The sequence below is a fragment of the Kitasatospora sp. NPDC036993 genome, from assembly GCF_055607525.1.
In genome coordinates, this window is the sequence record NZ_JBVJRP010000023.1 from 1 (window position 1) to 22,984 (window position 22,984).

Annotated in this window: 19 protein-coding genes, 1 rRNA gene and 2 riboswitches; of the genes, 15 read left to right on the forward strand and 5 right to left on the reverse strand. The window is 71.8% G+C overall.

Going from position 1 to position 22,984, the window contains the following annotated elements; genetic code table 11:
- The 12 genes from rrf to ACZ7C5_RS33980 form a co-directional block, all read left to right on the forward strand.
- Nucleotides 1-92 (forward strand): 5S ribosomal RNA (gene rrf, locus ACZ7C5_RS33925); the annotation flags it as partial.
- Nucleotides 93-190: 98 nt separating this feature from the next.
- Nucleotides 191-811 (forward strand): CDP-alcohol phosphatidyltransferase family protein, encoded by a 621-nt coding sequence (locus ACZ7C5_RS33930; protein WP_401085879.1) that lies wholly within the window; start codon nt 191-193, stop codon nt 809-811.
- A gap of 124 nt (nt 812-935) precedes the next feature.
- Nucleotides 936-3,431 carry a sugar phosphate nucleotidyltransferase gene (locus ACZ7C5_RS33935; RefSeq protein ID WP_401085876.1) on the forward strand — a complete coding sequence of 832 codons (2,496 nt, stop codon included), beginning with the start codon at nt 936-938 and terminating at the stop codon, nt 3,429-3,431.
- A gap of 199 nt (nt 3,432-3,630) precedes the next feature.
- Nucleotides 3,631-4,698, forward strand: coding sequence for a DUF881 domain-containing protein (locus ACZ7C5_RS33940; RefSeq protein WP_401085874.1), 1,068 nt, complete (start codon nt 3,631-3,633; stop codon nt 4,696-4,698).
- Nucleotides 4,695-5,027, forward strand: coding sequence for a small basic family protein (locus ACZ7C5_RS33945; RefSeq protein ID WP_030062488.1), 333 nt, complete (start codon nt 4,695-4,697; stop codon nt 5,025-5,027). Before ACZ7C5_RS33940 ends, ACZ7C5_RS33945 begins: the two co-directional genes overlap by 4 nt.
- Nucleotides 5,028-5,217: 190 nt before the next feature.
- Nucleotides 5,218-6,135: a DUF881 domain-containing protein gene (locus ACZ7C5_RS33950; RefSeq protein ID WP_470324172.1), complete on the forward strand. Its 918-nt coding sequence runs from the start codon at nt 5,218-5,220 to the stop codon at nt 6,133-6,135.
- A 289-nt stretch (nt 6,136-6,424) separates the two neighbouring features.
- A complete protein-coding gene (locus ACZ7C5_RS33955; protein ID WP_188300047.1) occupies nt 6,425-7,312 on the forward strand; it encodes an FHA domain-containing protein in 888 nt (295 codons plus the stop codon).
- A gap of 179 nt (nt 7,313-7,491) precedes the next feature.
- The gene (gene ftsR / locus ACZ7C5_RS33960; protein ID WP_401085905.1) at nt 7,492-8,184 is read left to right on the forward strand and encodes a transcriptional regulator FtsR; all 693 of its coding nucleotides are present in this window, start codon (nt 7,492-7,494) and stop codon (nt 8,182-8,184) included.
- 97 nt (nt 8,185-8,281) lie between these two features.
- Nucleotides 8,282-8,758, forward strand: coding sequence for a bifunctional nuclease family protein (locus ACZ7C5_RS33965; protein ID WP_030303568.1), 477 nt, complete (start codon nt 8,282-8,284; stop codon nt 8,756-8,758).
- A 224-nt stretch (nt 8,759-8,982) separates the two neighbouring features.
- Nucleotides 8,983-9,627: a MerR family transcriptional regulator gene (locus ACZ7C5_RS33970; RefSeq protein ID WP_188300048.1), complete on the forward strand. Its 645-nt coding sequence runs from the start codon at nt 8,983-8,985 to the stop codon at nt 9,625-9,627.
- Between the two features lie 100 nt (nt 9,628-9,727).
- Nucleotides 9,728-10,444: a SanA/YdcF family protein gene (locus ACZ7C5_RS33975; protein WP_401085902.1), complete on the forward strand. Its 717-nt coding sequence runs from the start codon at nt 9,728-9,730 to the stop codon at nt 10,442-10,444.
- Between the two features lie 72 nt (nt 10,445-10,516).
- Nucleotides 10,517-11,947 carry a DNA polymerase IV gene (locus ACZ7C5_RS33980; protein ID WP_470324173.1) on the forward strand — a complete coding sequence of 477 codons (1,431 nt, stop codon included), beginning with the start codon at nt 10,517-10,519 and terminating at the stop codon, nt 11,945-11,947.
- A 143-nt stretch (nt 11,948-12,090) separates the two neighbouring features.
- Here ACZ7C5_RS33980 and ACZ7C5_RS33985 read toward each other — a convergent pair whose 3' ends face one another.
- Nucleotides 12,091-13,587, reverse strand: a complete 1,497-nt coding sequence (locus ACZ7C5_RS33985; protein ID WP_401085865.1) for an MFS transporter — start codon at nt 13,585-13,587, stop codon at nt 12,091-12,093.
- Between the two features lie 162 nt (nt 13,588-13,749).
- Nucleotides 13,750-14,913 carry a PRC and DUF2382 domain-containing protein gene (locus ACZ7C5_RS33990; RefSeq protein ID WP_470324174.1) on the reverse strand — a complete coding sequence of 388 codons (1,164 nt, stop codon included), beginning with the start codon at nt 14,911-14,913 and terminating at the stop codon, nt 13,750-13,752.
- Between the two features lie 223 nt (nt 14,914-15,136).
- A riboswitch (glycine riboswitch) is annotated at nt 15,137-15,240 on the forward strand.
- A gap of 1 nt (nt 15,241) precedes the next feature.
- Nucleotides 15,242-15,374: riboswitch (glycine riboswitch) on the forward strand.
- A gap of 103 nt (nt 15,375-15,477) precedes the next feature.
- Here ACZ7C5_RS33990 and gcvP point away from each other — a divergent pair.
- Nucleotides 15,478-18,378, forward strand: coding sequence for an aminomethyl-transferring glycine dehydrogenase (gene gcvP, locus ACZ7C5_RS33995; protein ID WP_401085859.1), 2,901 nt, complete (start codon nt 15,478-15,480; stop codon nt 18,376-18,378).
- 122 nt (nt 18,379-18,500) lie between these two features.
- Here the strand turns inward: gcvP and ACZ7C5_RS34000 are convergent, their stop codons facing one another.
- Together ACZ7C5_RS34000 and ACZ7C5_RS34005 are read right to left on the reverse strand one after the other, a co-directional pair.
- Nucleotides 18,501-18,692 (reverse strand): DUF5999 family protein, encoded by a 192-nt coding sequence (locus ACZ7C5_RS34000; protein ID WP_188300053.1) that lies wholly within the window; start codon nt 18,690-18,692, stop codon nt 18,501-18,503.
- Between the two features lie 413 nt (nt 18,693-19,105).
- The gene (locus ACZ7C5_RS34005) at nt 19,106-19,678 is read right to left on the reverse strand and encodes a hypothetical protein (protein WP_401085858.1); all 573 of its coding nucleotides are present in this window, start codon (nt 19,676-19,678) and stop codon (nt 19,106-19,108) included.
- 392 nt (nt 19,679-20,070) lie between these two features.
- On the opposite strand from ACZ7C5_RS34005, the gene ACZ7C5_RS34010 reads away from it, so the two are divergent.
- Nucleotides 20,071-21,576 carry a glutamate-cysteine ligase family protein gene (locus ACZ7C5_RS34010; RefSeq protein WP_470324202.1) on the forward strand — a complete coding sequence of 502 codons (1,506 nt, stop codon included), beginning with the start codon at nt 20,071-20,073 and terminating at the stop codon, nt 21,574-21,576.
- Nucleotides 21,577-21,671: 95 nt separating this feature from the next.
- Entirely contained in the window at nt 21,672-22,460 is a 789-nt protein-coding gene (locus tag ACZ7C5_RS34015; protein ID WP_401085855.1) for a CPBP family intramembrane glutamic endopeptidase, read from the forward strand.
- Here the strand turns inward: ACZ7C5_RS34015 and ACZ7C5_RS34020 are convergent.
- A complete protein-coding gene (locus ACZ7C5_RS34020; RefSeq protein ID WP_401085853.1) occupies nt 22,438-22,965 on the reverse strand; it encodes an HAD domain-containing protein in 528 nt (175 codons plus the stop codon). The genes ACZ7C5_RS34015 and ACZ7C5_RS34020 overlap by 23 nt on opposite strands.
- Between the last annotated feature and the right edge of the window lie 19 nt (nt 22,966-22,984).

Sequence of the window (22,984 nt, forward strand, 5' to 3'; positions counted from 1 at the left end):
CGCCCGGTTACATTCCGAACCCGGAAGCTAAGCCTTACAGCGCCGATGGTACTGCAGGGGGGACCCTGTGGGAGAGTAGGACGCCGCCGAACAATCATTCGAGAGAAACCCCCGCCGGGTGAACCGGTCGGGGGTTTCTCTGTTGTAGGGTCAATGTGCATTGTCGTCACACGGGACAGGAGGCCCCCGGGTGGAGGTCCAGGAGACGCGGGTCCAGACCGATCGCGTCCTCACCATCCCCAACATGCTGAGCATGGGCCGACTGGTCGGTGTTCCGCTCTTTCTCTGGCTCATCCTGTGGCCGGTCTTCGACGGGCCCAACAATGACGGTTGGGCACTGTTGATCCTGGCGTTGAGCGGGGTCAGCGACTACCTGGACGGAAAGCTCGCCCGGCGGTGGGGGCAGATCAGCCGGGTGGGGCAGCTGCTCGATCCGCTGGCCGACCGGCTCTATGTGCTGTCCACGCTGGTCGGATTGACCTGGCGTGAGATTCTGCCGTGGTGGCTCACCGCGATCCTGTTGGCCCGTGAGGTATTCATCGCGGCGCTGCTGCCGATTCTGAACCGGCACGGTTACGGCCCGCTCCAGGTGAGTTTCCTGGGGAAGGCCGCGACCTTCAATCTGATGTACGCGTTTCCGCTTCTGCTGCTCGGAAGCGTGGACAACTGGATCGCCCGGCCGGCCGAGGTCGTGAGCTGGGCCTTCATCTGGTGGGGCACGACGCTGTACTGGTGGGCCGCGATTCTCTACGCGGTTCAGGCGAGGCGGATCGTCCGGGCGAGCAGGGCCGGCGCGGCGTCCACAGTCTGAGACGTGATCTGAGAGAAGCCCCACGCCCCATCGGTGCGTCGGACGATACCTTCCGGGTAGAGAACCCTCTGGAACGGTTTGATGGACCTGCTGGTCCACCACCGCGAAGGAGGACGCACCCGTAATGAAAGCCGTTGTAATGGCAGGGGGCGAGGGCACCCGACTCCGCCCGATGACCTCCAGCATGCCGAAGCCGCTGCTTCCGGTCGCCAATAGGCCGATCATGGAGCACGTGCTTCGGCTGCTGAAGCGGCACGGCCTCTCCGACACCGTCGTCACCGTGCAGTTTCTGGCGTCACTGGTCAAGAACTATTTCGGTGACGGCGAAGAGCTGGGCATGCATCTGACCTATGCCCACGAGGAGACGCCACTGGGCACTGCGGGGAGTGTCAAGAACGCCGAGGACGCGCTCAAGGACGATTCCTTTCTGGTGATCTCCGGTGACGCGCTGACCGACTTCGATCTCTCGGAATTGATCGACTTTCACCGAAGCAAGAACGCTCTGGTCACCGTCTGTCTCACGAGGGTGCCGAATCCACTGGAGTTCGGTATCACGATCACGGACGACGAGGGGAGGGTCGAGCGCTTCCTGGAGAAGCCGACCTGGGGGCAGGTCTTCTCCGACACGGTGAACACCGGTATCTACGTGATGGAGCCCGAGGTCTTCGACTACGTCGCGGCGGGTGAGTCCGTCGACTGGTCGAGTGACGTCTTCCCGCAGCTGTTGAAGGAGGGCAAGCGGGTCTACGGCTACGTCGCCGAGGGCTACTGGGAGGACGTGGGCACCCACGAGAGCTACGGCAAGGCCCAGGCGGACGTCCTGGAGGGCAAGGTCCACGTCGAGCTCGACGGGTTCGAGATCTCGCCGGGCGTCTGGGTCGCCGAGGGCGCCGAGGTGGACCCCGAGGCGGTGCTCCGCGGGCCGCTGTACATCGGGGACTACGCCAAGGTCGAGGCCGGCGTGGAGATCCGCGAGCACACCGTGCTGGGCAGCAACGTGGTCGTCAAGCGCGGCGCGTTCCTGCACAAGGCGGTGGTGCACGACAACGTGTACGTCGGGCCGCAGAGCAATCTGCGGGGCTGCGTGGTCGGCAAGAACACCGACGTGATGCGGGCCGCGCGGATCGAGGACGGCGCGGTGATCGGCGACGAGTGCCTGGTCGGCGAGGAGTCGATCATCGGCGCGAACGTCCGGGTCTACCCGTTCAAGACCATCGAGGCCGGCGCCGTCGTCAACACCTCGGTGATCTGGGAGTCGCGCGGCCAGGAGCACCTGTTCGGGGTGCGCGGGGTCTCGGGCATCCTGAACGTCGAGATCACCCCGGAGCTGGCCGTCCGGCTCGCGGGAGCGTACGCGACGACGCTGAAGAAGGGCGCCACCGTCACCATTGCGCGTGACCACTCGCGTGGTGCGCGTGCACTCAAACGGGCGATGATCTCGGGGCTCCAGACCTCCGCGATCGACGTCAGGGACCTGGAGAACGTGCCGATGCCGGTGGCCCGGCAGCACACGGCGCGGGGGAGCGCGGGCGGGATCTTCCTGCGGACCACGCCCGGAGTGCCGGACTCGCTGGACATCCTCTTCTTCGACGAGCGCGGGGCGGATCTCTCGCAGGCCGGGCAGCGCAAGCTGGACCGGGTCTACGCACGTCAGGAGTACCGGCGGGCCTTCCCCGGCGAGATCGGGGACCTGACCTTCCCGTCCAGCGTCTTCGACTCCTACGCGGGCAACCTGCTGCGGACGGTGGACACCACCGGGGTCCGGGAGGCCGGGCTGAAGGTGGTCGTGGACACCGCGCACGGCAGTGCGGGCCTCGTCCTTCCGAGCATCCTCGGCCGACTCGGGGTCGAGGCGCTCACCGTCTCCAGTGGGCTGGACGAGGCCAGGCCGACCGAGGACGCCGAGGTGCGGCGGGCCGGTCTGGCCAGGCTGGGCGAGCTGGTGGCCTCCTCCCGGGCGGCCTTCGGCGTGCGCTTCGACCCGGTGGGCGAGCGCGTCGCGTTCGTCGACGAGCTGGGCCGAGTGATCGACGACGACCGGGCGCTGCTGGTGCTGCTGGACCTGGTCGCGGCCGAGCGGCGCAGCGGGCAGGTGGCGCTGCCGGTGACCACGACCCGGATCGCCGAGCAGGTCGCCGCCTACCACGGCACCCAGGTGATCTGGACCACGACGACGCCGGACGACCTCGCGAAGGCAGCCTCCGCCGAGGGCACGGTGTTCGGCGGGGACGGGCGCGGTGGCTTCGTGGTGCCCGAGTTCAGCGGGGTGCTGGACGGCGCCGCGGCCTTCGTCCGGCTGGTCGGCCTGGTGGCGAGGACCCAGCTCACGCTGAGCCAGATCGACGCGCGGATTCCGCAGGCGCACATCCGGCGCCGGGACATCGCGACGCCGTGGGCGGCCAAGGGCATGGTCATGCGTTCGGTGGTGGAGGCGGCAGGCAGCCGTCGGCTGGACACCACTGACGGCGTCCGGGTGGTCGAGGCGGACGGGCGCTGGACGCTGGTGCTGCCCGACCCGGCCGAGGCGGTCACCCATCTGTGGGCGGAGGGCCCCGACGACGAGGCCACCGAGGCGCTGCTGGACGAGTGGGCGGCGGTGGTCGACGGTGCGGGGCGGTGACGGCCAGGGCGTGAGCCCGGTGCGGACCTGAGTCCCGGACGACGACCCCGAACGGCGGGGCGCGCGGTGTGATCCGCGCGCCCCGCTGTCCGTTTTCACATCATTCGGAACGGTCCGTCACTTTCCGTCATGTGTGCAGCGTGTGTGCAGCTCAGGGGCCGTGCACGGGCCCCTGCGGCGACATGGGACGATGGTCTCCATGCCAGCGACGCCGACACCGAGTGCTCCGAACGGACGGTACAACCGCCCGGACGCCTCGATGTCCCTGCTGACCGGCGTGATGGACCACAGCCTGGACGAGGGCTACGCGGAGGCGGCTGCCGCGCGCGGCGGGGCCCGCGACAGCCGGATACCCGGCACCCTGTCGGGCCTGCTCACGCTGGGCGCCGGGCTGGCGCTGGTCGGAGCGGTGGTGACGGTGGGCGCGGTGAACGCGCACAAGGCCGAGCCGACGCTGGCCAAGGAGCGGGACGCGCTGATCCACCGGATCAACGACAGCAACACCTCGGCCGACCACTTGCAGAAGCAGGTGCAGGAGCTGCGGCTCAAGGTCGACAGCACGCAGCAGCAGGCGCTCGCCTCGGGTCCCGGTGATCCCGGCGGGGTGACCGGTGCCGTCGGTCTCGGTGAGGTCACCGGACCGGGGGTGAAGCTGGTCCTGGAGGACGCCGCGGGCACGGGCGCCGGCGGCAACGTCGACCCGCGGGCCGGGCAGGGCTTCTCCAGCAGCGGCCGGCTGCGGGACCGCGACCTGCAACTGGTGGTGAACGGCCTCTGGGGATCCGGGGCCGAGGCGATCGCGATCAACGGACAGCGGCTGACCGCGCTGTCCGCGATCCGGGCCGCCGGCGAGGCGGTGCTGGTGGACAACCGGCCGCTGGTGCCGCCGTACAACATCCAGGCGATCGGGGACGGCTCGAAGCTCCTCACCGCCTTCCAGAAGGACATGGCCGGGGAGTACCTGCGGCTGCTCCAGGAGCAGTACGGCATCAAGTCGACGCTCTCCGCGCAGAAGAACCTGACGCTGCCGGCGGCGGTGGGGGTGACGCTGCGGACCGCGCAGCCGGTGACGCCCGAGCCCTCGCCCACGGCGACCCCGGCCGCCCCGAGCGGCACGCCGTCGGGTAGCACCGGAACCCCGGAGGGCTCCGGCGCGTCGCTCTCACCGTCGGCCCCGCCTTCCGCGTCCACCTCGCCGACCACCAAGCGACGTCCGTCGACCGGACCCACCAAGACCACGCCAGGGACAGGAGCAGCCAGACCGTGATTGCCGTACTGGGTCTTGTGATCGGGGTGGTCGTCGGCCTCTTCGTCCAACCCGAGGTGCCGGACGCCGTTGTGCCCTACCTGCCGATCGCGGTGGTGGCTGCGCTGGACGCAGTGTTCGGTGGCGTTCGGGCGATGCTCGACGGGATCTTCAACGACAAGGTGTTCATCGTCTCGTTCCTGTCGAACGTGGTGGTCGCGGCACTGATCGTGTTCCTCGGTGACCAGCTGGGCGTCGGCTCGCAGCTCTCCACGGGCGTGGTCGTCGTCCTCGGCATCCGCATCTTCTCCAACGCGGCCGCGATCCGGCGCCATGTCTTCCGCGCCTGAGCCCGGCCGCGAGGCGGCGGAGGAGAAGCGGGAGCCTGCGGGAGCCGGGAAGGCCGCTGGGAAGCCGGACGAGAAGCCTCCCGCGAAGCCCGTCGAGGAGCCCGAGCCCGGGACGGACGGGGAGCCCGTCGGGGCGCAGGACGTGTCGGAACCGAAGTCTGACGCTAAGGCTGAACCTGAGGCCGGTCCGGTGTCCGAGCCGACGCTGCGGCTCACGAAGGCGGTCGAGCCGGCGCCGGAGGCTGAGCCCGCACCCGCGGCCGAGCCGGTGGCAGCGTCCGAGCCCGAAGCGGTGCCCGAGCCCGAAGCGGTGCCCGAGCCCGAAGCGGTGCCCGAGCGCGAAGCAGCAGAAGCCGCCGAGCAGCCGCCCGCCGTGGACCGGAGTGCCGGCCGGCGGCGGCTGAAGGCGGCGCTCTGGCCGCCGCGGCTGTCGCGCGGGCAGCTGGTGGTGGCGCTGCTGCTGTTCTCGCTCGGCCTGGGGCTGGCGATCCAGGTGCGGTCGACCAACGACCACCACAGTCAGCTGCGCGGGGCGCGCCAGGAGGACCTGGTCCGGATCCTCGATGAACTGGACAGCCGTCAGCAACGTCTCCAGCAGGAGAAGGCGGAGCTGGAGCAGTCCCTGGCGAAGTTGGAGAACAGCTCCAACCAGGCCAAGGAGGCGCAGGAACAGACCAGGAAGAAGGTGACGGAGCTGGGCGTGCTCGCCGGCACCGTCAAAGCCACTGGTCCCGGCATCGTACTCACGGTCGATGATCCCCAAGGGCAGGTGAAGGCAGATATGCTGCTGGACACCCTGCAAGAACTTCGAGCGGCGGGGGCGGAGGCGATTCAGATCAACGATGTGCGCGTGGTGGTCAACACCTACTTCACCGACCTGTCGGCCGGTGGGGTGCAGATCGACGGGAAGAAGGTCTCGCAGCCCTACCGGTTCACGGTCGTGGGGAACCCGCAGGATCTGACACCCGCGCTGAACATCCCGGGAGGTGTCGTCCGCACGCTGGAGAGCCACCAGGCGCGGGCGACGATCACCCAGCAGCAGAAGGTGGTCGTGGACGCCCTCGTGGACCCGAAGTCGCCGCAGTACGCCAAGCCGGCTTCGAAGTGACGGGGCGCCCGACGAACGGCCCGTCAAGGGCGGGCGGCACCCGCCGCGGGGCGCCGCCGTCACATGGGCGAGACTGGTTCGCACCGGTACGCTCCGGAGCGACAACCGCAGTACCGGCGGCCGCAGGACTGGCAGCCGCAGCACCAACAGCCACAGCATCAACAACCGCAGCACCACCGGCCGGAGTGCCACTCCGGCGGGCCCGAGCCGCAATGACCGGGCTCGCAGCATGTCCGAGGTTCTCACCCTGCCCCGCGGGCGGGTCTGTCACACGCAAGGGGATTCGCCCGTGAGTTTCTTCTCGAAGTTGTTCGGTCGCAACAAGGGCCGCGACGCGGCCGCCGTCGAGGCGCCGACCGCTCGCCACCGCCGTCCGGAGGACGAGCCCGCCGTGCCCGGCATGCGACCCGCCCCCGAGTCCGGCCCGTACGCCGGGCAGCAGCTGTACCGGGACGGCGGCGCCGCCCAGTACGTGGGGAATCCGGCGGGCTACGGCGCGTCGGTTGACCCCTCCGGCGAGCCGCGCATAGGTTTCCCGTCAGGACCCTCAACCTCTGGTGGAGGGTTTGCTCCGGACCCGTACGCCGGGCACAACCCGTCGGGTGTGCCGCGCCAGGAGGCTGTGAACATGGCTGGCCCCACTCCGTGCCCCAGGTGCGGCAACCGGAACCCGGCCGCGGCCCGGTTCTGCTCCAACTGCGGTACGGCGCTGCGCGGCGGCCTGCTCCCGGAGGGGGCGGCGGAGACCACGTCGACCATCTCCATCTCCGGCCTGGAGTCGTACGATCCGAGCGCCACGACCGGCACCAGCACCGGCGCCACGCCGGCGCTGTCGGCCGAGGTGCTGTCGGCGATCGACGCGCTGCCGCCGGGCTCGGCCCTGCTGATCGTGCAGCGCGGTCCGAACTCGGGCAGCCGCTTCCTGCTGGACTCGGACGTCACCACGGCGGGACGTCACCCGCAGGGTGACATCTTCCTGGACGACGTCACGGTCTCCCGCCGCCACGTGGAGTTCCGCCGCACCCAGGCCGGCTTCAGCGTCGCGGACGTGGGCAGCCTCAACGGCACCTACGTGAACCGGGAGCGGATCGACGAGGTGTCGCTGAACAACGGCGACGAGGTGCAGATCGGGAAGTACCGGCTGGTGTTCTTCGCCGGCCACAACCGGGGGTACTGAAAACGACGCAGGCAGGAGCCCGAGTGAACACGAATACCCCTTCCTCTTCTCTCGGGGCGGCCACCCCAGCCCCGTCCGGTCCGCAGGCGGACCGCGGCGGGCGCGGGGTGGTCGCGGGCCCGCGGCAGCCGCTCAGGCCGGAGCGGCCGGCCGGGCGCCGGCGCGGCGGTGACGAACTGCTGAGCATCGGCGCGGTGCTGGCCTTCCTGCGCGACGACTTCCCCGAGGTCACCATCTCCAAGATCCGCTTCCTGGAGGCGGAGGGGCTGGTCGAGCCGCAGCGCACGCCCTCGGGGTACCGCAAGTTCAGCCCGGCCGACGTCGAGCGGCTGGCCTACGTCCTGCGCATGCAGCGGGACCACTACCTCCCGCTGCGGGTGATCCGCGAGCACCTGGACGCCATCGAACGCGGGGAGAGCCCGCCCGCGCTGCCCCCCGCCGACGCCAGGCCCGGGCCGCTGGAGGAGGCGGACCGGGAGCTGGTGGCCTCGGGCGAGGTGCCGTCCGGGGTCCGGCTGGGGCGCGCCGAGCTGCTGGCGGCGGCCGAGGCCGGGGAGCGGGAACTCGCCGAGTGGGAGGCCTACGGGCTGGTCGTCCCGGGCTCGGACGGCGGGTACGACGGCGAGGCGCTCCAGGTGGCCAGGCTGGTCGCGGAGCTCGGCCGGTACGGGCTGGAGCCCCGGCACCTGCGGGCCATGAAGGCGGCGGCGGACCGCGAGATCGCGCTGGTGGAACAGGTGGTGGCACCGTTGCGCCGGCACCGGAACCCGCAGACCAGGGCACACGCGGAGGCCACCGCACGGGAGCTGGCGACGCTGTCGGTACGGCTGCACGCGGCGATGGTCCAGGCCGGTCTGCGGACCCGCGGGTAGCGGTCGTGACCGGCTCGCGGCGTCGGGTGCACCGCGCTGACCAGCGGCGTCGGCCCTGCGCTTTCATATCCGGGAGCGGAGCCATAGGGTTGCCTGTGTGAATGAGCTCGACGTCGTGGGTGTCCGAGTGGAGATGCCTTCCAACCAGCCGATCGTGCTGCTTCGGGAGGTCGGGGGAGATCGCTACCTGCCGATCTGGATCGGCCCCGGCGAGGCGACCGCGATCGCCTTCGCCCAGCAGGGCATGACGCCGGTGCGCCCGCTGACGCACGACCTGTTCAAGGACGTCCTGGAGGCGCTCGGCCAGCAGCTCACCGAGGTCCGGATCACCGACCTGCGGGAGGGTGTGTTCTACGCCGAGCTGGTGTTCGCCGGCGGGGTCGAGGTGAGCGCCAGGCCGTCCGACGCCATAGCGCTGGCACTGCGCACCGGCACGCCGATCTACGGGAGCGAGGAGGTGCTCGCCGAGGCGGGCATCGCGATCCCGGACGAGCAGGAGGACGAGGTCGAGAAGTTCCGCGAGTTCCTCGACCAGGTGTCGCCCGAGGACTTCGGGGGCAGCGGTCCGCAGTAGCGGGGACCGTCCGATCGGCTATTTGACCCGCCCGTTTTGCCAAAAATCAGCCACCTACCCACACTAGGGGCACGAAAAACCACTCTCCTGAGTGATGTGGTTTGTCTGACCCGGCGTGGCGATCGTTGACGGGTCATAGGGGACTGCCTACCGTCAGGAGTGGCTGTCCGGGGAGCCGATGCCCGCAGTCGGGTTGCCCGCAGCACGAGTGGACGGAGGCAGGCATGAGCAGCACCGGCGATGACGCGGCCGTGGGAGGCCGGTGCGCCGTGCACATGCCGCGCACCGCTCGCACCGTCACGGATCTGCCCCGGGTGGGCAGGTTCCCGGCCGTACAACCGGGCCAGCCCGCGATCGAGCGGCTGGCCCCGACATCGGAACTGCTCGGCTTCCGCGGCCCGACGGCCTGCGCGGCGGCTGGCATCACCTACCGCCAGCTGGACTACTGGGCCCGTACCGGACTGCTGGAGCCCAGCGTCCGTACGGCGTACCCGTCGACCAGCCAGCGGCTGTACAGCTTCCGCGACATCCTGCTGCTGAAGATCGTGAAGCGGTTGCTCGACGCGGGCGTCTCGTTGCAGAACATCCGGGTGGCCGTCGCCCACCTCCAGGCCGCCGACCCGGCGGCCCTGGCCGGGATGACGCTGCTGTGCGACGGCGCGACGGTGTACGAGTGCTCCACGCCGCAGCAGGTGGTGGACCTGCTGAAGGGCGGTCAGGGGGTCTTCGGCATCGCGGTGGGAGCGGTCTGGCGGGAGCTGGAACTCACCCTCGGGCGGCTGCACGCCGAGCGCACCGACACGGGCGAGACGCTGGTCGGGCACGACCCGGGTGACGAACTGGCGCAGCGCCGCAACCGGGCGGTCTGACGAGGCGTTCGACGGGGCCGCGGGCCCGGACGGGGAACCGTTCGGGCCCGCGGCCCCGTCGTGTTGCCTGGTTGACGTGATCGAGGGAGGGCACGTGGGGATCGGCACCGGGATATCGGGGTTGCTGCGGCGCAGGGCCGGGCTGCTGGGGGCACGGCTGCGTGGGCGGCGGACGCAGCGCAGGGTGTTCCAGGCCGGGACGGTGCTCTGCTCGCTGGCGCTGGCACCGAGCGCCTGGGTGTGGTTCTCCGCCGGGGACCGGGTGGGCACGGTGGAGAGCGCGCCGCCCGCGCCGGTCGCGGTGGTCTTCGGCGCCGGGCTGGACCAGGGCAGGCCCTCGCCGTACCTGGAGCACCGGCTGGTCGCGGCGCTGGACCTGTACCGGGAGGGGAAGGTGCGGGCGATCCTGGTGACCGGGGACAACGGGCGGGCCGCGTACTCCGAGCCCGACGCGATGTACACCTACCTGACCCAGCACGGGGTGCCCGAGGACCGGGTGGTCCGGGACTACGCGGGCTTCGACACCTGGGACTCCTGCACCAGGGCGCGCCGGATCTTCGGGGTGGACCACGCGGTGCTGGTGAGCCAGGACTTCCACGTCCGCCGGGCGTTGGCGCTGTGCGAGGCGGCGGGCATCCGCTCGTACGCGGTCGGGGTGCCGGAGCTGCACGACGCGACCTGGCTGTACGGCGGGCTGCGGGAGGTGGCCGGGGCCGGCAAGGCGGCGGCCAACGCCTGGCTGCGGCCGGACCCGGTGTTCCTCGGGCCCGAGGAGGACGGCATCCCGAAGGCGCTGGCGGAGGCCGCGGGGAAGTAGCGCCTGGGGCCGGCCGGTGGGCGTCCGGCCGGGTTCGTACGCACTGTCGGACCCGTACGCGATGATCGGCGGGTGCGATCTCTGCCGAGCATCATCCACCTCGACATGGACGCCTTCTTCGCGGCGGTGGAGCAGGCGGCCAAGCCGAGCCTGCGCGGCAAGCCGGTGGTCGTCGGCGGGCTCGGCGGGCGCGGGGTGGTCTCCACGGCCTCGTACGAGGCACGGAAGTTCGGGGTGCACTCGGCGATGCCGATGGCGCAGGCGCGCCGGCTCTGCCCCAACGCGGCCTACCTGTCGGGGCGGTTCGAGGCCTACCGGCAGAACAGCGAGATCGTGATGGGGCTGCTGCGGCAGCTGTCCCCGCTGGTGCAGCCGCTCAGCCTGGACGAGGCCTTCGTGGACCTGGAGGCAGGTCCGTACGGTCCGGCGCTGCTGGAGGCGGACCACGGGACCGGCGAGCGGCTGGTGCTCGCGCTGGCGGAGGACCTGCGGGCGGACATCGAGCGGCTGACCGGGCTGACCGGCTCGGTCGGTGCGGCCGGTTCCAAGCTGATGGCCAAGATCGCCTCCGAACAGGCCAAGCCGGACGGGCTGGTCATGGTCGAGCCCGGGCAGGAGCGGGCCGTGCTCGGCCCGATGCAGGTGCGGGCGCTGCCGGGGATCGGCCCGGCCACCGAGCAGGTGTTGCGCCGGGCCGGGCTGAACACGGTGGCCGACCTCGCGGAGGCGGGGGAGGCGGAGCTGGTGCAGCTGGTCGGGCGGGCGCACGGCGCCGGGATCTTCCAGATGTCCATGGGGCTGGACGACCGGCCGGTGATCGCGGACCAGGACGCCAAGTCCGTGTCGGTGGAGGACACCTACGAGGTGGACCTGGCCGACCGGGACCGGGTGCTGCGCGAGGTGGAGGCGCTGGCCGGCAGGTGCGTGCGGCGGCTGCGGGCGGCCGCGCGCTCGGGGCGGACGGTGGTGCTCAAGGTCCGGCGCTTCGACTTCTCGACGCTGACCCGCTCGGAGACGCTCGGCGGGCCCACCGACGACGAGGCGGTGATCACCGCGACCGCGCGCCGGCTGGCCGAGCAGGTGGACATCACCGGCGGGGTCCGGCTGCTCGGCGTGGGGGTCACCCAACTCGCCGACTACACGCAGGAGGACCTGTTCGCCCAGGTGCTGCGGGAGGAGGCCGCGGAGCAGGCGGAGGCGGTGGCCGGGACGGAGCAGGCCGAGGAGGAGCCGGAGGCCGTCGTGGTGCGCCGCTGGATGCCTGGACAGGACGTCCGGCACGAGGAGTTCGGACCGGGGTGGGTGCAGGGCAGCGGCGTCGGGAGGGTCACCGTACGGTTCGAGACGCCGTGGAGCGGGCCGGGGCGGGTGCGGACCTTCGCGGTGGACGACCCGGCACTCGAACCGTCCGGGGCGCTGCCGTTGCGCCGGGGCCAGGGCGGGGACGAGGACGGTCCGGCGGCGGGGGACGGCGGGGCCGATCGGCCGGACCGCGGGCACTGAGACGCGAAAGCGGCCCCGCCCGGTGGGGGAGTACCGGGTGGGGCCGCATCACCGTGCCGGTCCCCGTACGTTCGTGATGCCCTCACGGCGTACGGAGGCCGGGCCCCGCGCCCTGTCCCTGAGCGCGGGGGCCGGACGCCTCGTCAGGCGTCGGTCTTGACCAGCTCGGGGCTGGAGTCCTGCTTGGCCGAGCCGCCGACGACGGTCGGGGTGGCGGCCGACTTGACGCCGCGGATCAGGAACGGGACGACGCCGGCGACGACGCAGACGACGGCCGCGGTCCAGAACGCGTGCTTGTAGGCGTCCAGGGTCGGGAAGGAGAACGGGATCTGCGGCGGCAGCTTCATGGTGTCGCCGGTCAGGATGGCGGCCATGACGGCGGTGCCGATCGCGCCGCCGACGGTGCGCAGCACGGCGTTCATGCCGTTGGCGATGCCGCTCTGCTCGGCCGGGACGGCGCCGTTGATGTAGGCCGGCATCGCGGAGAACGCGAGGCCGATGCCGAGGCCGAAGATCGCCGAGGCGGTGTAGATGTCGGCCTCGTGGCTGTGGCGCACGGCCAGGTAGGCCATCGCGACGGCGCCGAGGACGCCACCGAGGACCAGCGGCAGGCGCGGGCCGCGGCGGCCGATCAGCAGGGCGCCGAGCGGGGCGGCGACCATCGAGCCGAGGGCGGACGGCAGCAGCATGATGCCGGCGTGCAGCACGGTGGCGGTGAAGCCGTAGTGGGTCAGCTTCTCCGGGGTCTGGGCGAAGTTGCTGATGACCATGAAGGAGCCGTACATGCCGAAGCCGATGAGCAGGCCGGCCAGGTTGGTGAACGCGACGGCCGGGCGGGACATCATCTTCATGTCCACCAGCGGGTGCGCGACCCTGGTCTCGATGATCCCCCAGACCAGGGCGACCACGGCGGCGACGGCGAACAGGCCGAGGGTCTTGGTGGAGGTCCAGCCCCAGTGGTTGCCCTGGCTGACCGCGACCAGCAGGGCGGAGAGCCAGCCGGCCAGGGTGAGGGCGCCCAGCGGGTCGGCGCCGCCCTCCTTGTCGGTGACCGGGTCGGACGGGACGCGGAAGGCGACCAGGGCGACCGCGAGCAGGCCGAAGAGCAGGCCCATCCAGAAGATCGACTTGTAGCTCCAGTGCTCCAGCAGCAGGCCGGTGGCGACCAGGCCGAGGCCGGAGCCGACGCCCATCGAGGCGCTGATGGCGGCGACGCCGCCGGTCACCTTCTGCTTGGGCAGCTCGTCACGGACGATGCTGATCGCCAGCGGCAGGACGCCACCGCCGGCGCCCTGGAGGACACGGGCGACGACCAGCCAGGTGAAGGAGTGGGTGCTGACCGCCAGGGCCGAACCGGCGACCAGGCCGGCCAGCGAGATCAGCAGCATCGGCTTGCGGCCCCGGAGGTCGCCGAAGCGGCCCAGCAGGGGAGTCAGCACGGCTGCGGAGAGCAGGTTGGCGGTCATCAGCCAGGTGATGCTGGACGCCGAGACGTCCAGTTCCTTGGCCAGCGAGGGCAGGATCGGGACGACCGCGGTCTGCACCACGCTGAACGACAGCATCGCCAGGATGAGGGCCGGCAGGACCCGGGCGCTGCTCTGCTTCTCGGCCGCGGTGGTGGGCTGTGGTGCCTCACTCACGGTTGCTTCCTCCCGTACATAGTGAATGAACTGAAGTAACTTTGCAGTGGATACTTCAGAGTGTCAAATATCGACTGGTTAAGACTTGGCAAAGCCGAAGGGTCGGGTACGCGACAAGGGCCCCGGACGGTTGTCCGGGGCCCTTGTCGCGCGCGGGTGCGGTCAGACGAGTGGCCGCAGTGAGGCCGGGCGGGGTGAGTCGGGGGACGGGGTGCTGCGGGACACGGCGTCGGGGGGCGGGGAGGCAGAGGCGGGGGTGGTGGTGTCGTGGACCTCGACCTGCTCGCGGCGGAGTTCGTCCCGGATCACCTCCTCGGTCGTGTAGCGCTCGACGACCAGGCGGACCCGCTCGATGGGGGCGAGGAACTTGCGGACCACCGGGTGTTCCTCACGGAGGGTGACCTCCTCGACGGCCTCGGCGATGTCCTTCTCGGTGAGGGTGGCGCGCTCGGCGTCGCTGACCGGCATCCGTTCGACCCGGACGCGCTCGCGGACCACCGGTACGCGGCGCTCGACCTGTTCGGTCGTCACGTACTTGCGCAGCTTCGCGGTGCCCAGGGTGCGCCAGTCGGTGGTGATCTCCAGTCGCTCCTCGCGGCAGGTGATCTCGACCGGGCCGCTGAGGGCGGTCGAGGCGGGGCCGGTGCTCGTGACGTTCGTGGTGGTCGTGGCTGCCGCCGTCGGGGCGGGGGTGGGAGCGGGCTGCGACTGGGGTTTCGGTTCCGCGGTGGGCGCGGCAGGTGCGCCAGGTGTGGTGGAGGTGGTGGCCTCGGGGGTGCTGAGGGTCCGCATGTCGTCCTCCGGGGCGGTCCTGGCGGTGTCCGCGGCGGTGGACGCGAACGGGATGACGGCCGGCTTGGCCGGGGCGGGTTCTGGCGAGCGCTCGGCGGTGTGGAAGGTGAGCGACTTGGCCGGGGCCGCCGCGGCCGTCGTGGCGGCGGCCGCGGTGGTGCCGAACTCCAGGTCGGGCTGCTTGGGGCGGCTCCCGTTCTCGCCGTTCGGGCGGCCGTCCGCCGGTGTGTCGAGCCCGTAGTAGCGGTAGAGCTGGAGCTCCTGCGCGGGCGACAGGTGCTGGCCGACGCCGAAGTCCGGCGACTCCTTCACCAGTGACTTGTCGTACGGCACCCGGAGTTCGTCGCCGGCGAACTCGCTCGTGGTCAGCGGGACGAAGGCGTCCCGGCCGAAGATGCCGGTCCGGACCGCGGCCCACTCGGGCCGTCCGGTCGCGTCGTCCAGGTAGACCTCGTCGACCGTGCCGATCTTGTCTCCGTTGCGGTCGACGGCCTTGTGACCGATGAGGTCCCGGGGGTCGATGTCGGTCTGCACTCATGCCTCCAGTGCGCTGAGCCTGCGGAACTCCCGCAGGAAGGCGGCCGGAGCACCCGTTCCGTCCGCCACTTCACACCAAAAGCCATGAATCGGACGGGCGCGACCGGGGTGCGCCGGACGGGCTGCGCGCTGGACCGTCCGGGGGACGCGCGTAGATCTCAAGCGACCTGACGCACCCGTGATCGGGAGGTCTCCCGCTGGTACCCTGGGCGGCGACCGCAGAGCCCGCTCGGGAGAGTCTCCGACCGCGAAAACCGCTGGTCGGAGCGCCGAAGGAGCAACTCCTCCCCGGAATCTCTCAGGCATCCGTACCGTGTGGGGTAGGTCACTCTGGAAAGCAGGGCAGGACCGTCGGCATGGGAGCCGACGATCACCACCCTCACCGACGGTGCAAGCCGACGGGGCGCCCACAGCGCACCGTGCGGGTGAAGCTCTCAGGTCCCGATGACAGAGGGGGAGGCCTTTCGGGTCGCCCGCCCAGGCTGAGCCGCTGTCCGCAGCGGCGAAGGCCGGCCGGCGTGCGCACCCCCGCCGGTCCGTGACCAGGAGGCCTCGACCACCATGAACGCCCAGCCGAACGCGGGACGCCCCACCGGCGCCTCGACCCTCACCGAGCTTGAGCTGGCCAGCCCCTTCGAGAACCGCCACATCGGCCCCGACGCCGCCGCGCAGGAGAAGATGCTGGCGTCCGTCGGCTACGGCTCGCTGGACGAGCTCGCCGCCACCGCGGTGCCCGAGGCGATCCGCTCCATCACCGCCCTCGACCTGCCCGCGGGCCGGAGCGAGGCTCAGGTCCTCGCCGAGCTGCGCGAGCTGGCCGGCCACAACCAGGTGCTCCAGCCGATGATCGGCCTGGGTTACTACGGCACCTTCACCCCGCCGGTGATCCTGCGCAACGTCATGGAGAACCCGGCCTGGTACACCGCGTACACCCCGTACCAGCCGGAGATCTCGCAGGGCCGCCTGGAGGCGCTGCTCAACTTCCAGACCCTGGTCTCCGACCTGACCGGCCTGCCGACCTCCGGCTCCTCGCTGCTGGACGAGGGCACCGCGGCCGCCGAGGCGATGGCGCTGGCCCGCCGCGTCACCAAGGTCAAGGGCGGCGTCTTCCTGGTCGACGCCGAGACCCTGCCGCAGACCGCCGCGGTGATCAACACCCGCGCCGTGCCGACCGGTGTCGAGGTCGTCGTCGCGGACCTGTCCGAGGGCATCCCGGCCGAGATCGCCGAGCGCGGCGTCTTCGGCGTGCTGCTCCAGTACCCCGGCGCCACGGGTGTGGTCCGCGACCTCGCCCCGGTGATCGAGCAGGCGCACGGCCTGGGCGCGATCGTCGCCGTCGCCGCCGACCTGCTCGCGCTGACCCTGCTCAAGTCCCCGGGTGCGCTGGGCGCCGACATCGCCTGCGGCACCTCGCAGCGCTTCGGCGTGCCGATGGGCTTCGGCGGCCCGCACGCCGGCTACCTGTCGGTGCGCGCCGAGTACGCCCGCTCGCTGCCGGGCCGCCTGGTCGGCGTCTCCGTCGACGCCGACGGCAACCGCGCCTACCGCCTGGCGCTGCAGACCCGCGAGCAGCACATCCGCCGCGAGAAGGCCACCAGCAACATCTGCACCGCCCAGGTGCTGCTCGCCGTGATGGCTTCCATGTACGCCGTCTACCACGGCCCGGACGGCCTGGCCGACATCGCCCGCCGCACCCACCGCTACGCCGCCGCTCTCGCCGAGGGCCTGCGGGCCGGCGGCGTGGAGCTGCTGCACGGCGAGTTCTTCGACACCGTCACCGCCGTCGTCCCGGGCCGCGCCGCCGAGATCGCCGCCACCGCCCGCGCCAACGGCATCAACGTCCACCAGGACGGCGCGGACCGGATCTCCGTCTCCACCGACGAGACCACCACCCGCGAGCACCTGGCCGGCGTCTGGGCCGCGTTCGGCGTCCCCGCCGTCGAGATCGCCGAGGCCGCCGGGGCGCTGCCCGCCGCGCTGCTGCGCGAGGACGAGTACCTGACCCACCCGGTCTTCCACAGTCACCGCTCGGAGACCGCCATGCTGCGCTACCTGCGCCGCCTGTCGGACAGGGACTACGCGCTGGACCGCGGCATGATCCCGCTGGGCTCCTGCACCATGAAGCTCAACGCGACCACCGAGATGGAGGCGGTGACCTGGCCGGAGTTCGGCCAGCTGCACCCCTTCGCGCCGATCGACCAGGCCCAGGGCTTCCTGACCCTGATCCGCCAGCTGGAGCAGCAGCTGGTCGAGGTGACCGGCTACGACGCCGTCTCGATCCAGCCGAACGCGGGCTCCCAGGGCGAGCTGGCCGGCCTGCTGGCCGTGCGCGCCTACCACCACGCCAACGGCGACACCCAGCGTGACGTCTGCCTGATCCCGTCCTCGGCGCACGGCACCAACGCGGCCTCCGCGGTGATGGCCGGCATGCGCGTGGTCGTGGTGAAGACCCTGGTCGACGGCGACGTGGACGTCGAGGACCTGAAGGCCAAGATCGAGCAGCACCGCGACAGCCTCGCCGTGCTGATGGTCACCTACCCGTCCACCCACGGCGTGTACGAGACCCAGATCACCGACATCTGCGCCCTGGTGCACGAGGCCGGCGGCCAGGTGTACGTGGACGGCGCCAACCTGAACGCCCTGGTCGGCCTCGCCAAGCCGGGCAAGTTCGGCGCGGACGTCTCGCACCTGAACCTGCACAAGACCTTCTGCATTCCGCACGGCGGCGGCGGCCCGGGCGTCGGCCCGGTCGCGGTGCGCGCCCACCTGGCGCCGTACCTGCCGAACCACCCGCTCCAGGCGGAGGCGGGCCCGGCCACCGGCGTGGGCCCGATCTCGGCCGCGCCGTGGGGCTCGGCGGCCATCCTGCCGATCTCCTGGGCGTACGTCCGGCTGATGGGCGGCGAGGGCCTCAAGCACGCGACCCAGGTCGCGGTGCTGAACGCCAACTACATCGCCAAGCGCCTGGCGCCGCACTTCCCGGTGCTCTACACCGGCCCCGGCGGCCTGGTCGCGCACGAGTGCATCATCGACCTGCGCCCGCTGACCAAGGAGACGGGCGTGACGGTGGACGACATCGCCAAGCGCCTGATCGACTACGGCTTCCACGCGCCGACGATGTCGTTCCCGGTGGCCGGCACGCTGATGATCGAGCCGACCGAGTCCGAGGACCTGCACGAGATCGACCGGTTCTGCGACGCGATGATCACCATCCGGGCCGAGGTCGACAAGGTCGGCTCGGGCGAGTGGCCGGCCGAGGACAACCCGCTGCGCAACGCCCCGCACACCGCCGCCACGCTGGCCGGTGACTGGGCGCACGGCTACTCGCGGCAGGAGGCGGTCTTCCCGGCGGGCGTGAACCCGGCGGACAAGTACTGGCCGCCGGTGAGCCGGATCGACGGCGCGTACGGCGACCGCAACCTGGTCTGCTCCTGCCCGCCCATGGACGAGTACGGCGTCTGACCGGACCGGACCCGAGGAGGTCCTGCTCGGACCGGCAGGGCCCCGGCGGAGTTTCCGCCGGGGCCCTGCCCGTTGCGCTCGTTCGTCGGCGGCTGCCCCCGCCGTACGGTCCGACCGGGTGGTCAGGCCGCGTGGGCGACGGGGCGGCGCGGGGCGATCACCCGGCCGTCGGGCAGCAGTTCTCCGGTGTCCTCGAAGAGGACGACGCCGTTGCAGAGCAGGCTCCAGCCCTGCTCCGGGTGGCGGGCCACCGACGCGGCCGCCTCACGGTCCTCCGACTCGGCCGACGGGCACTCAGGACGGTGCTGGCACATACGCGTACCCTCGCTTCGCTTCGCGATCCTCCCCGTGATGCGGACGCCGGAGGTCGGGCCGTCCGGAGCCGCCGCGGTAGTCGGATCCTGTCCGCACGCCGGCCAAGTGTGGACCGGCGCTCAAGTGGGTAGGACAGGGGGTCCTTCCACGCTGGTTCCCAGTGTCGGCATCTGCGGACCCGCGCGCAGGGATTTCGTGACATGCGCCACAACTCCCGGGCATAGATCACCCGTTCAGGTGGGACAGCGGGGAAATGGCGCACCAGTGGGTCAGTCGGGACATGGCCCGTTGGGGCCATGGCGGATGGCTCGTCCAGGTGGGTGCCGTTCGGGTGAGGAACGCGGGGGCGGGCGCGCGGGCACGGCTGAGGGCCGCCGGGCGGGTGGGCCCGGCGGCCGGTGGGGTCGCCGGGTCAGGAGGAGCCGAGCAGCAGCGGCCTGGCGAGCGGGGCGCGGGCGAGCAGCGGCAGCAGTTCGGCGGCCGGGCAGGCGCGGTGCGCGGTGACGCCGAGTGGGGCCGGGGCCAGCGGGATCAGCAGGTCGGCGGTCGGATCGGTGTCGGGGCTGTGCAGCCAGAGCGCCGTGGCGTACTGGCCGGGGAAGGTCAGCAGCCGGGGCTGCCGGCGGGTCCTGGAGCCCTGGGCGAGCTGCCAGGCCTCGCGCAGGGCGCGGACCGTCGAGTCGAGGTAGGGGCCGGCGGTGAAGTGGGAGAAGGTGTGACCCTCGGCGCTCTGCACCACCTCGGCGGCGGCGGCGACCTCGGTGCCGTCCTTGATCAGGAAGCGCCAGCCGGTGCGGCGGGCGGCCGGGAGCTCCGGGCGCGGGCCGTTCAGGACGTACACCGCGAGCGGGTGGGCGGGGAGTAGGGGGCCGTTCGGACGGAGCAGTGCTGCGGCGGCGGGCTGGCGCAGTGCGGTCTCCGAGTCGAGCGCGCCCAGGACGGCGCGCAGGGCGCTCGGTGGGGGCTGGGGGGTTTGCAGGGTCATGGCGGGGTCCGCCTCTCCAAGCGAGATCGGCGTGCGAGTGCGGCATACCGGCATGGCGCGGCGACGCGTCCACGGTGACGGGCCTGGCCGTGTCCGGTTGTGCAGGATCGCGGTGCCGGCGCGGTCGCCGCCGTCGACGAGGCTCCGGGGTTCCGGAGCTTCGGGGCAAAGGCGGACCGGCCGGGGGCTGGCGAGATTCGAACAGATGCGCAGGGTGACCTGTTTATCACAGGCAGTGGCGTCGGGCAAGTCCACAGTTCTACTGATTCTCCGTCAGATGCCTTGCAATGCAAGCCAGTAGGCGCATTCGGGTATCGATCTTCGGGGTGGGCATCATGCTTGCACGGTCGGTCGACCGGGTGCTCGACGGGGTGGCTCTGGAGGAGGGGACCGTGGGCGAGAAGGTCGTGGCGACTCGGGCGGAACTGGCGGACCGGCAGCTGTACCGGCGCAAGCTCCAGACCTGCCTCGAAGCGCTCGGACGGATGCTCGGGGAGGACCGCTTCGACCGGCCGCGGGCGGTGATGGGCCTGGAGATCGAGCTCAACCTGGCCGACGAGCAGGGCCTGCCGGCCATGAACAACGCCCAGGTGCTGAGCGCGATCGGCTCCAGCGACTTCCAGACCGAGCTGGGCAAGTTCAACATCGAGGTCAACATCACCCCGCACCGGCTCTGCGGACACGTCTTCGAGGAACTGCGCGAGGAGATCGACACCGGGCTGCGCTACGCCGACCGGCGGGCGGCCGAGGCGGGCGCCAGGATCGTCATGGTGGGAATCCTGCCGACCCTGGAACACGCCCACACCGGGCTGGACGCGATGAGCCACAACCAGCGGTACAGCCTGCTCAGCGACCAGATCCTGGCCGCTCGCGGGGAGGACATCGCGCTGGACATCGAGGGGGTCGAGCACCTCCAGCTGGAGTCGATCACCATGGTGGCCGAGGCCGCCGCGACCTCGCTCCAGCTGCACCTCCAGGTGACCCCGGAGCGGTTCTCCTCGGTGTGGAACGCGGCCCAGGCGCTCTGCGGGCCGCAGCTCGCGCTCGGCGCCAACTCGCCGTTCCTGTTCGGGCGGGAGCTGTGGCGGGAGACCCGTCCGGTGCTCTTCCAGCAGGCCTGTGACACCCGTACGGCGGAGCTCAAGGCGCAGGGGGTGCGCCCGATCACCTGGTTCGGCGAGCGCTGGGTGGACTCGGCGTACGACCTGTTCGAGGAGAACCTGCGGTACTTCCCCGCGCTGCTGCCGATCTGCGACGACGAGGACCCGATGAAGGTGCTGTCCTCGGGCGGTGCGCCCAGGCTCGCCGAGATGAGGCTGCACAACGGCACCATCTACCGCTGGAACCGCCCGGTGTACGACGTCGCGGGCGGGATCGCGCACCTGCGGGTGGAGAACCGGGCCCTGCCGGCCGGGCCGACGGTGGCCGACACCCTGGCCAACGCCGCCTTCTACTACGGGCTGGTGCGGGTGCTCGCCGAGCAGCCCAGGCCGGTCTGGACCCGGCTGCCGTTCGAGCGGGCCGACGAGAACTTCCGGCAGGGCGCCCGGTACGGCATCGACGCGGTGTTCCAGTGGCCCCGCCAGGGGCGGGCCGGCCGCGGCGGCGGGCTGCAGACGGTGTCCGCCGTCGACCTGGTGCTGAACGAGCTGCTGCCGATGGCCCACCAGGGCCTCGACGAGTGGGGTGTGGAGCCCGCGGACCGGGACCGCTACCTGGGCATCATCGAGCAGCGCTGCCTGCGCCGCACCAACGGCGCGACCTGGCAGGCCGCGACCTTCCACCGGCTGCGCGAGCAGTACGGGATGGACCGGCCGGCCGCGCTCGCGGCGATGACCAGGCGCTACGCCGAGCACATGCGCGGCGGCGAGCCGGTGCACACCTGGCCGGTGGGCTGAGACCTCCCCGCCGGGGCGCTGCGGCGGCTGTGTCAGGATGATCGCTCCGGCGGTCGGCCGACGGCCGGAGCGACCGCCCGTCCGCTGGAGCCCCCGTGACCACCGTCCCGACCGCGCCGGAGACCGCGAAGCCCACCCGTCGGCTGCTCGGCGCGGAGCTGCTGATCGTCCTGGGCCTCTCCCTCGGGGCGAGCGGGATCAGTGCGCTGATCAGCTTCACCGGCTCGCTCACCGAACCGCTCAAGCTCGGCCAGCAGGTCGCCACGCTGAACGGCTCGCGGGCGCCGGGGCGGCCCTGGCTGGACCTGGTGTGGCAGCTGTACTACATCGGGCGCGGGCTGATGCCGGTGGTGCTGGTCGGCTACCTGCTGGTGCGCGAGGGCGTGGCGCTGCGGGTGCTGGGCTTCGACCTCGGGCAGAAGCTGCGCGACCTGGGCCGGGGCGCCGCCGTCGCGGCCGCCATCGGCGGGTCGGGGCTGGCGCTCTACCTGGCCTCGCAGGCGGCCGGGTACAACCTGACGGTGGCGCCGTCCGGGCTGCCGGACGTGTGGTGGCGGGTGCCGGTGCTGCTGCTGTCGGCCTGGCAGAACGCCGTCCTGGAGGAGGTCCTCGTCCTCGGCTACCTGCTGCGCCGGGTGCGGCAGCTGGGGTGGTCCTGGCCGGTGGCGGTGGCGGCGAGTTCGGTGCTGCGCGGCTCGTACCACCTGTACCAGGGGGTCGGCGGGCTGGTCGGCAACATGGTGATGGGCGTGGTGTTCTGCCTGCTGTACCGGCGTTGGGGGCGGGTGATGCCGCTGGTGGTGGCGCACGCGCTGATCGACACGGTGGCCTTCGTCGGGTACGCCCTGCTGGCCGGGCACGTCAGCTGGCTGCCGACCCCTTGACCGACAGCGCCTGGCCGCGCGGCGGGCGGGCGAGCAGCCGGTCGACGTGCCGGCGCTCCAGGCCCTGACCGGGGTCGACGGGCAGCAGCAGGCGGTCCCGGCGCCACTGGGAGCGGCGGACCAGCCGCGGTGGGATGACGTCGTCCACCCAGGCGAACGGGCGCCCCTCGGCGTAGCGCAGCAGCGGGGCCCACTTTGCGGCGGAGAAGAGCTCCATCAGCGGGACGCGCGGGTCGCCCGGCTGGGGGGCGTAGCCGGTGAAGGTGACCACGGGGAGCGGGTCCAGGCCGATCGCCGGGGCGATGTGGGTGTTCGCGTGGGTCTCCCAGGTGGTCGCCCACACCAGGTCGTACGTGCGGGCGAGTTCGCGCAGCCAGGCGCCGTGCCGGGCGGAGAGCAGGACGGTGTAGCCGAACATGGTGTGGGCGTCGAACCCGGCGTCCGGATGCGGGCAGACCGGGTTCAGGACGCCGTCGACGTCCAGGAACAGCAGTGGCTTCGGCACCGGTGGCCCCCAGAGACAG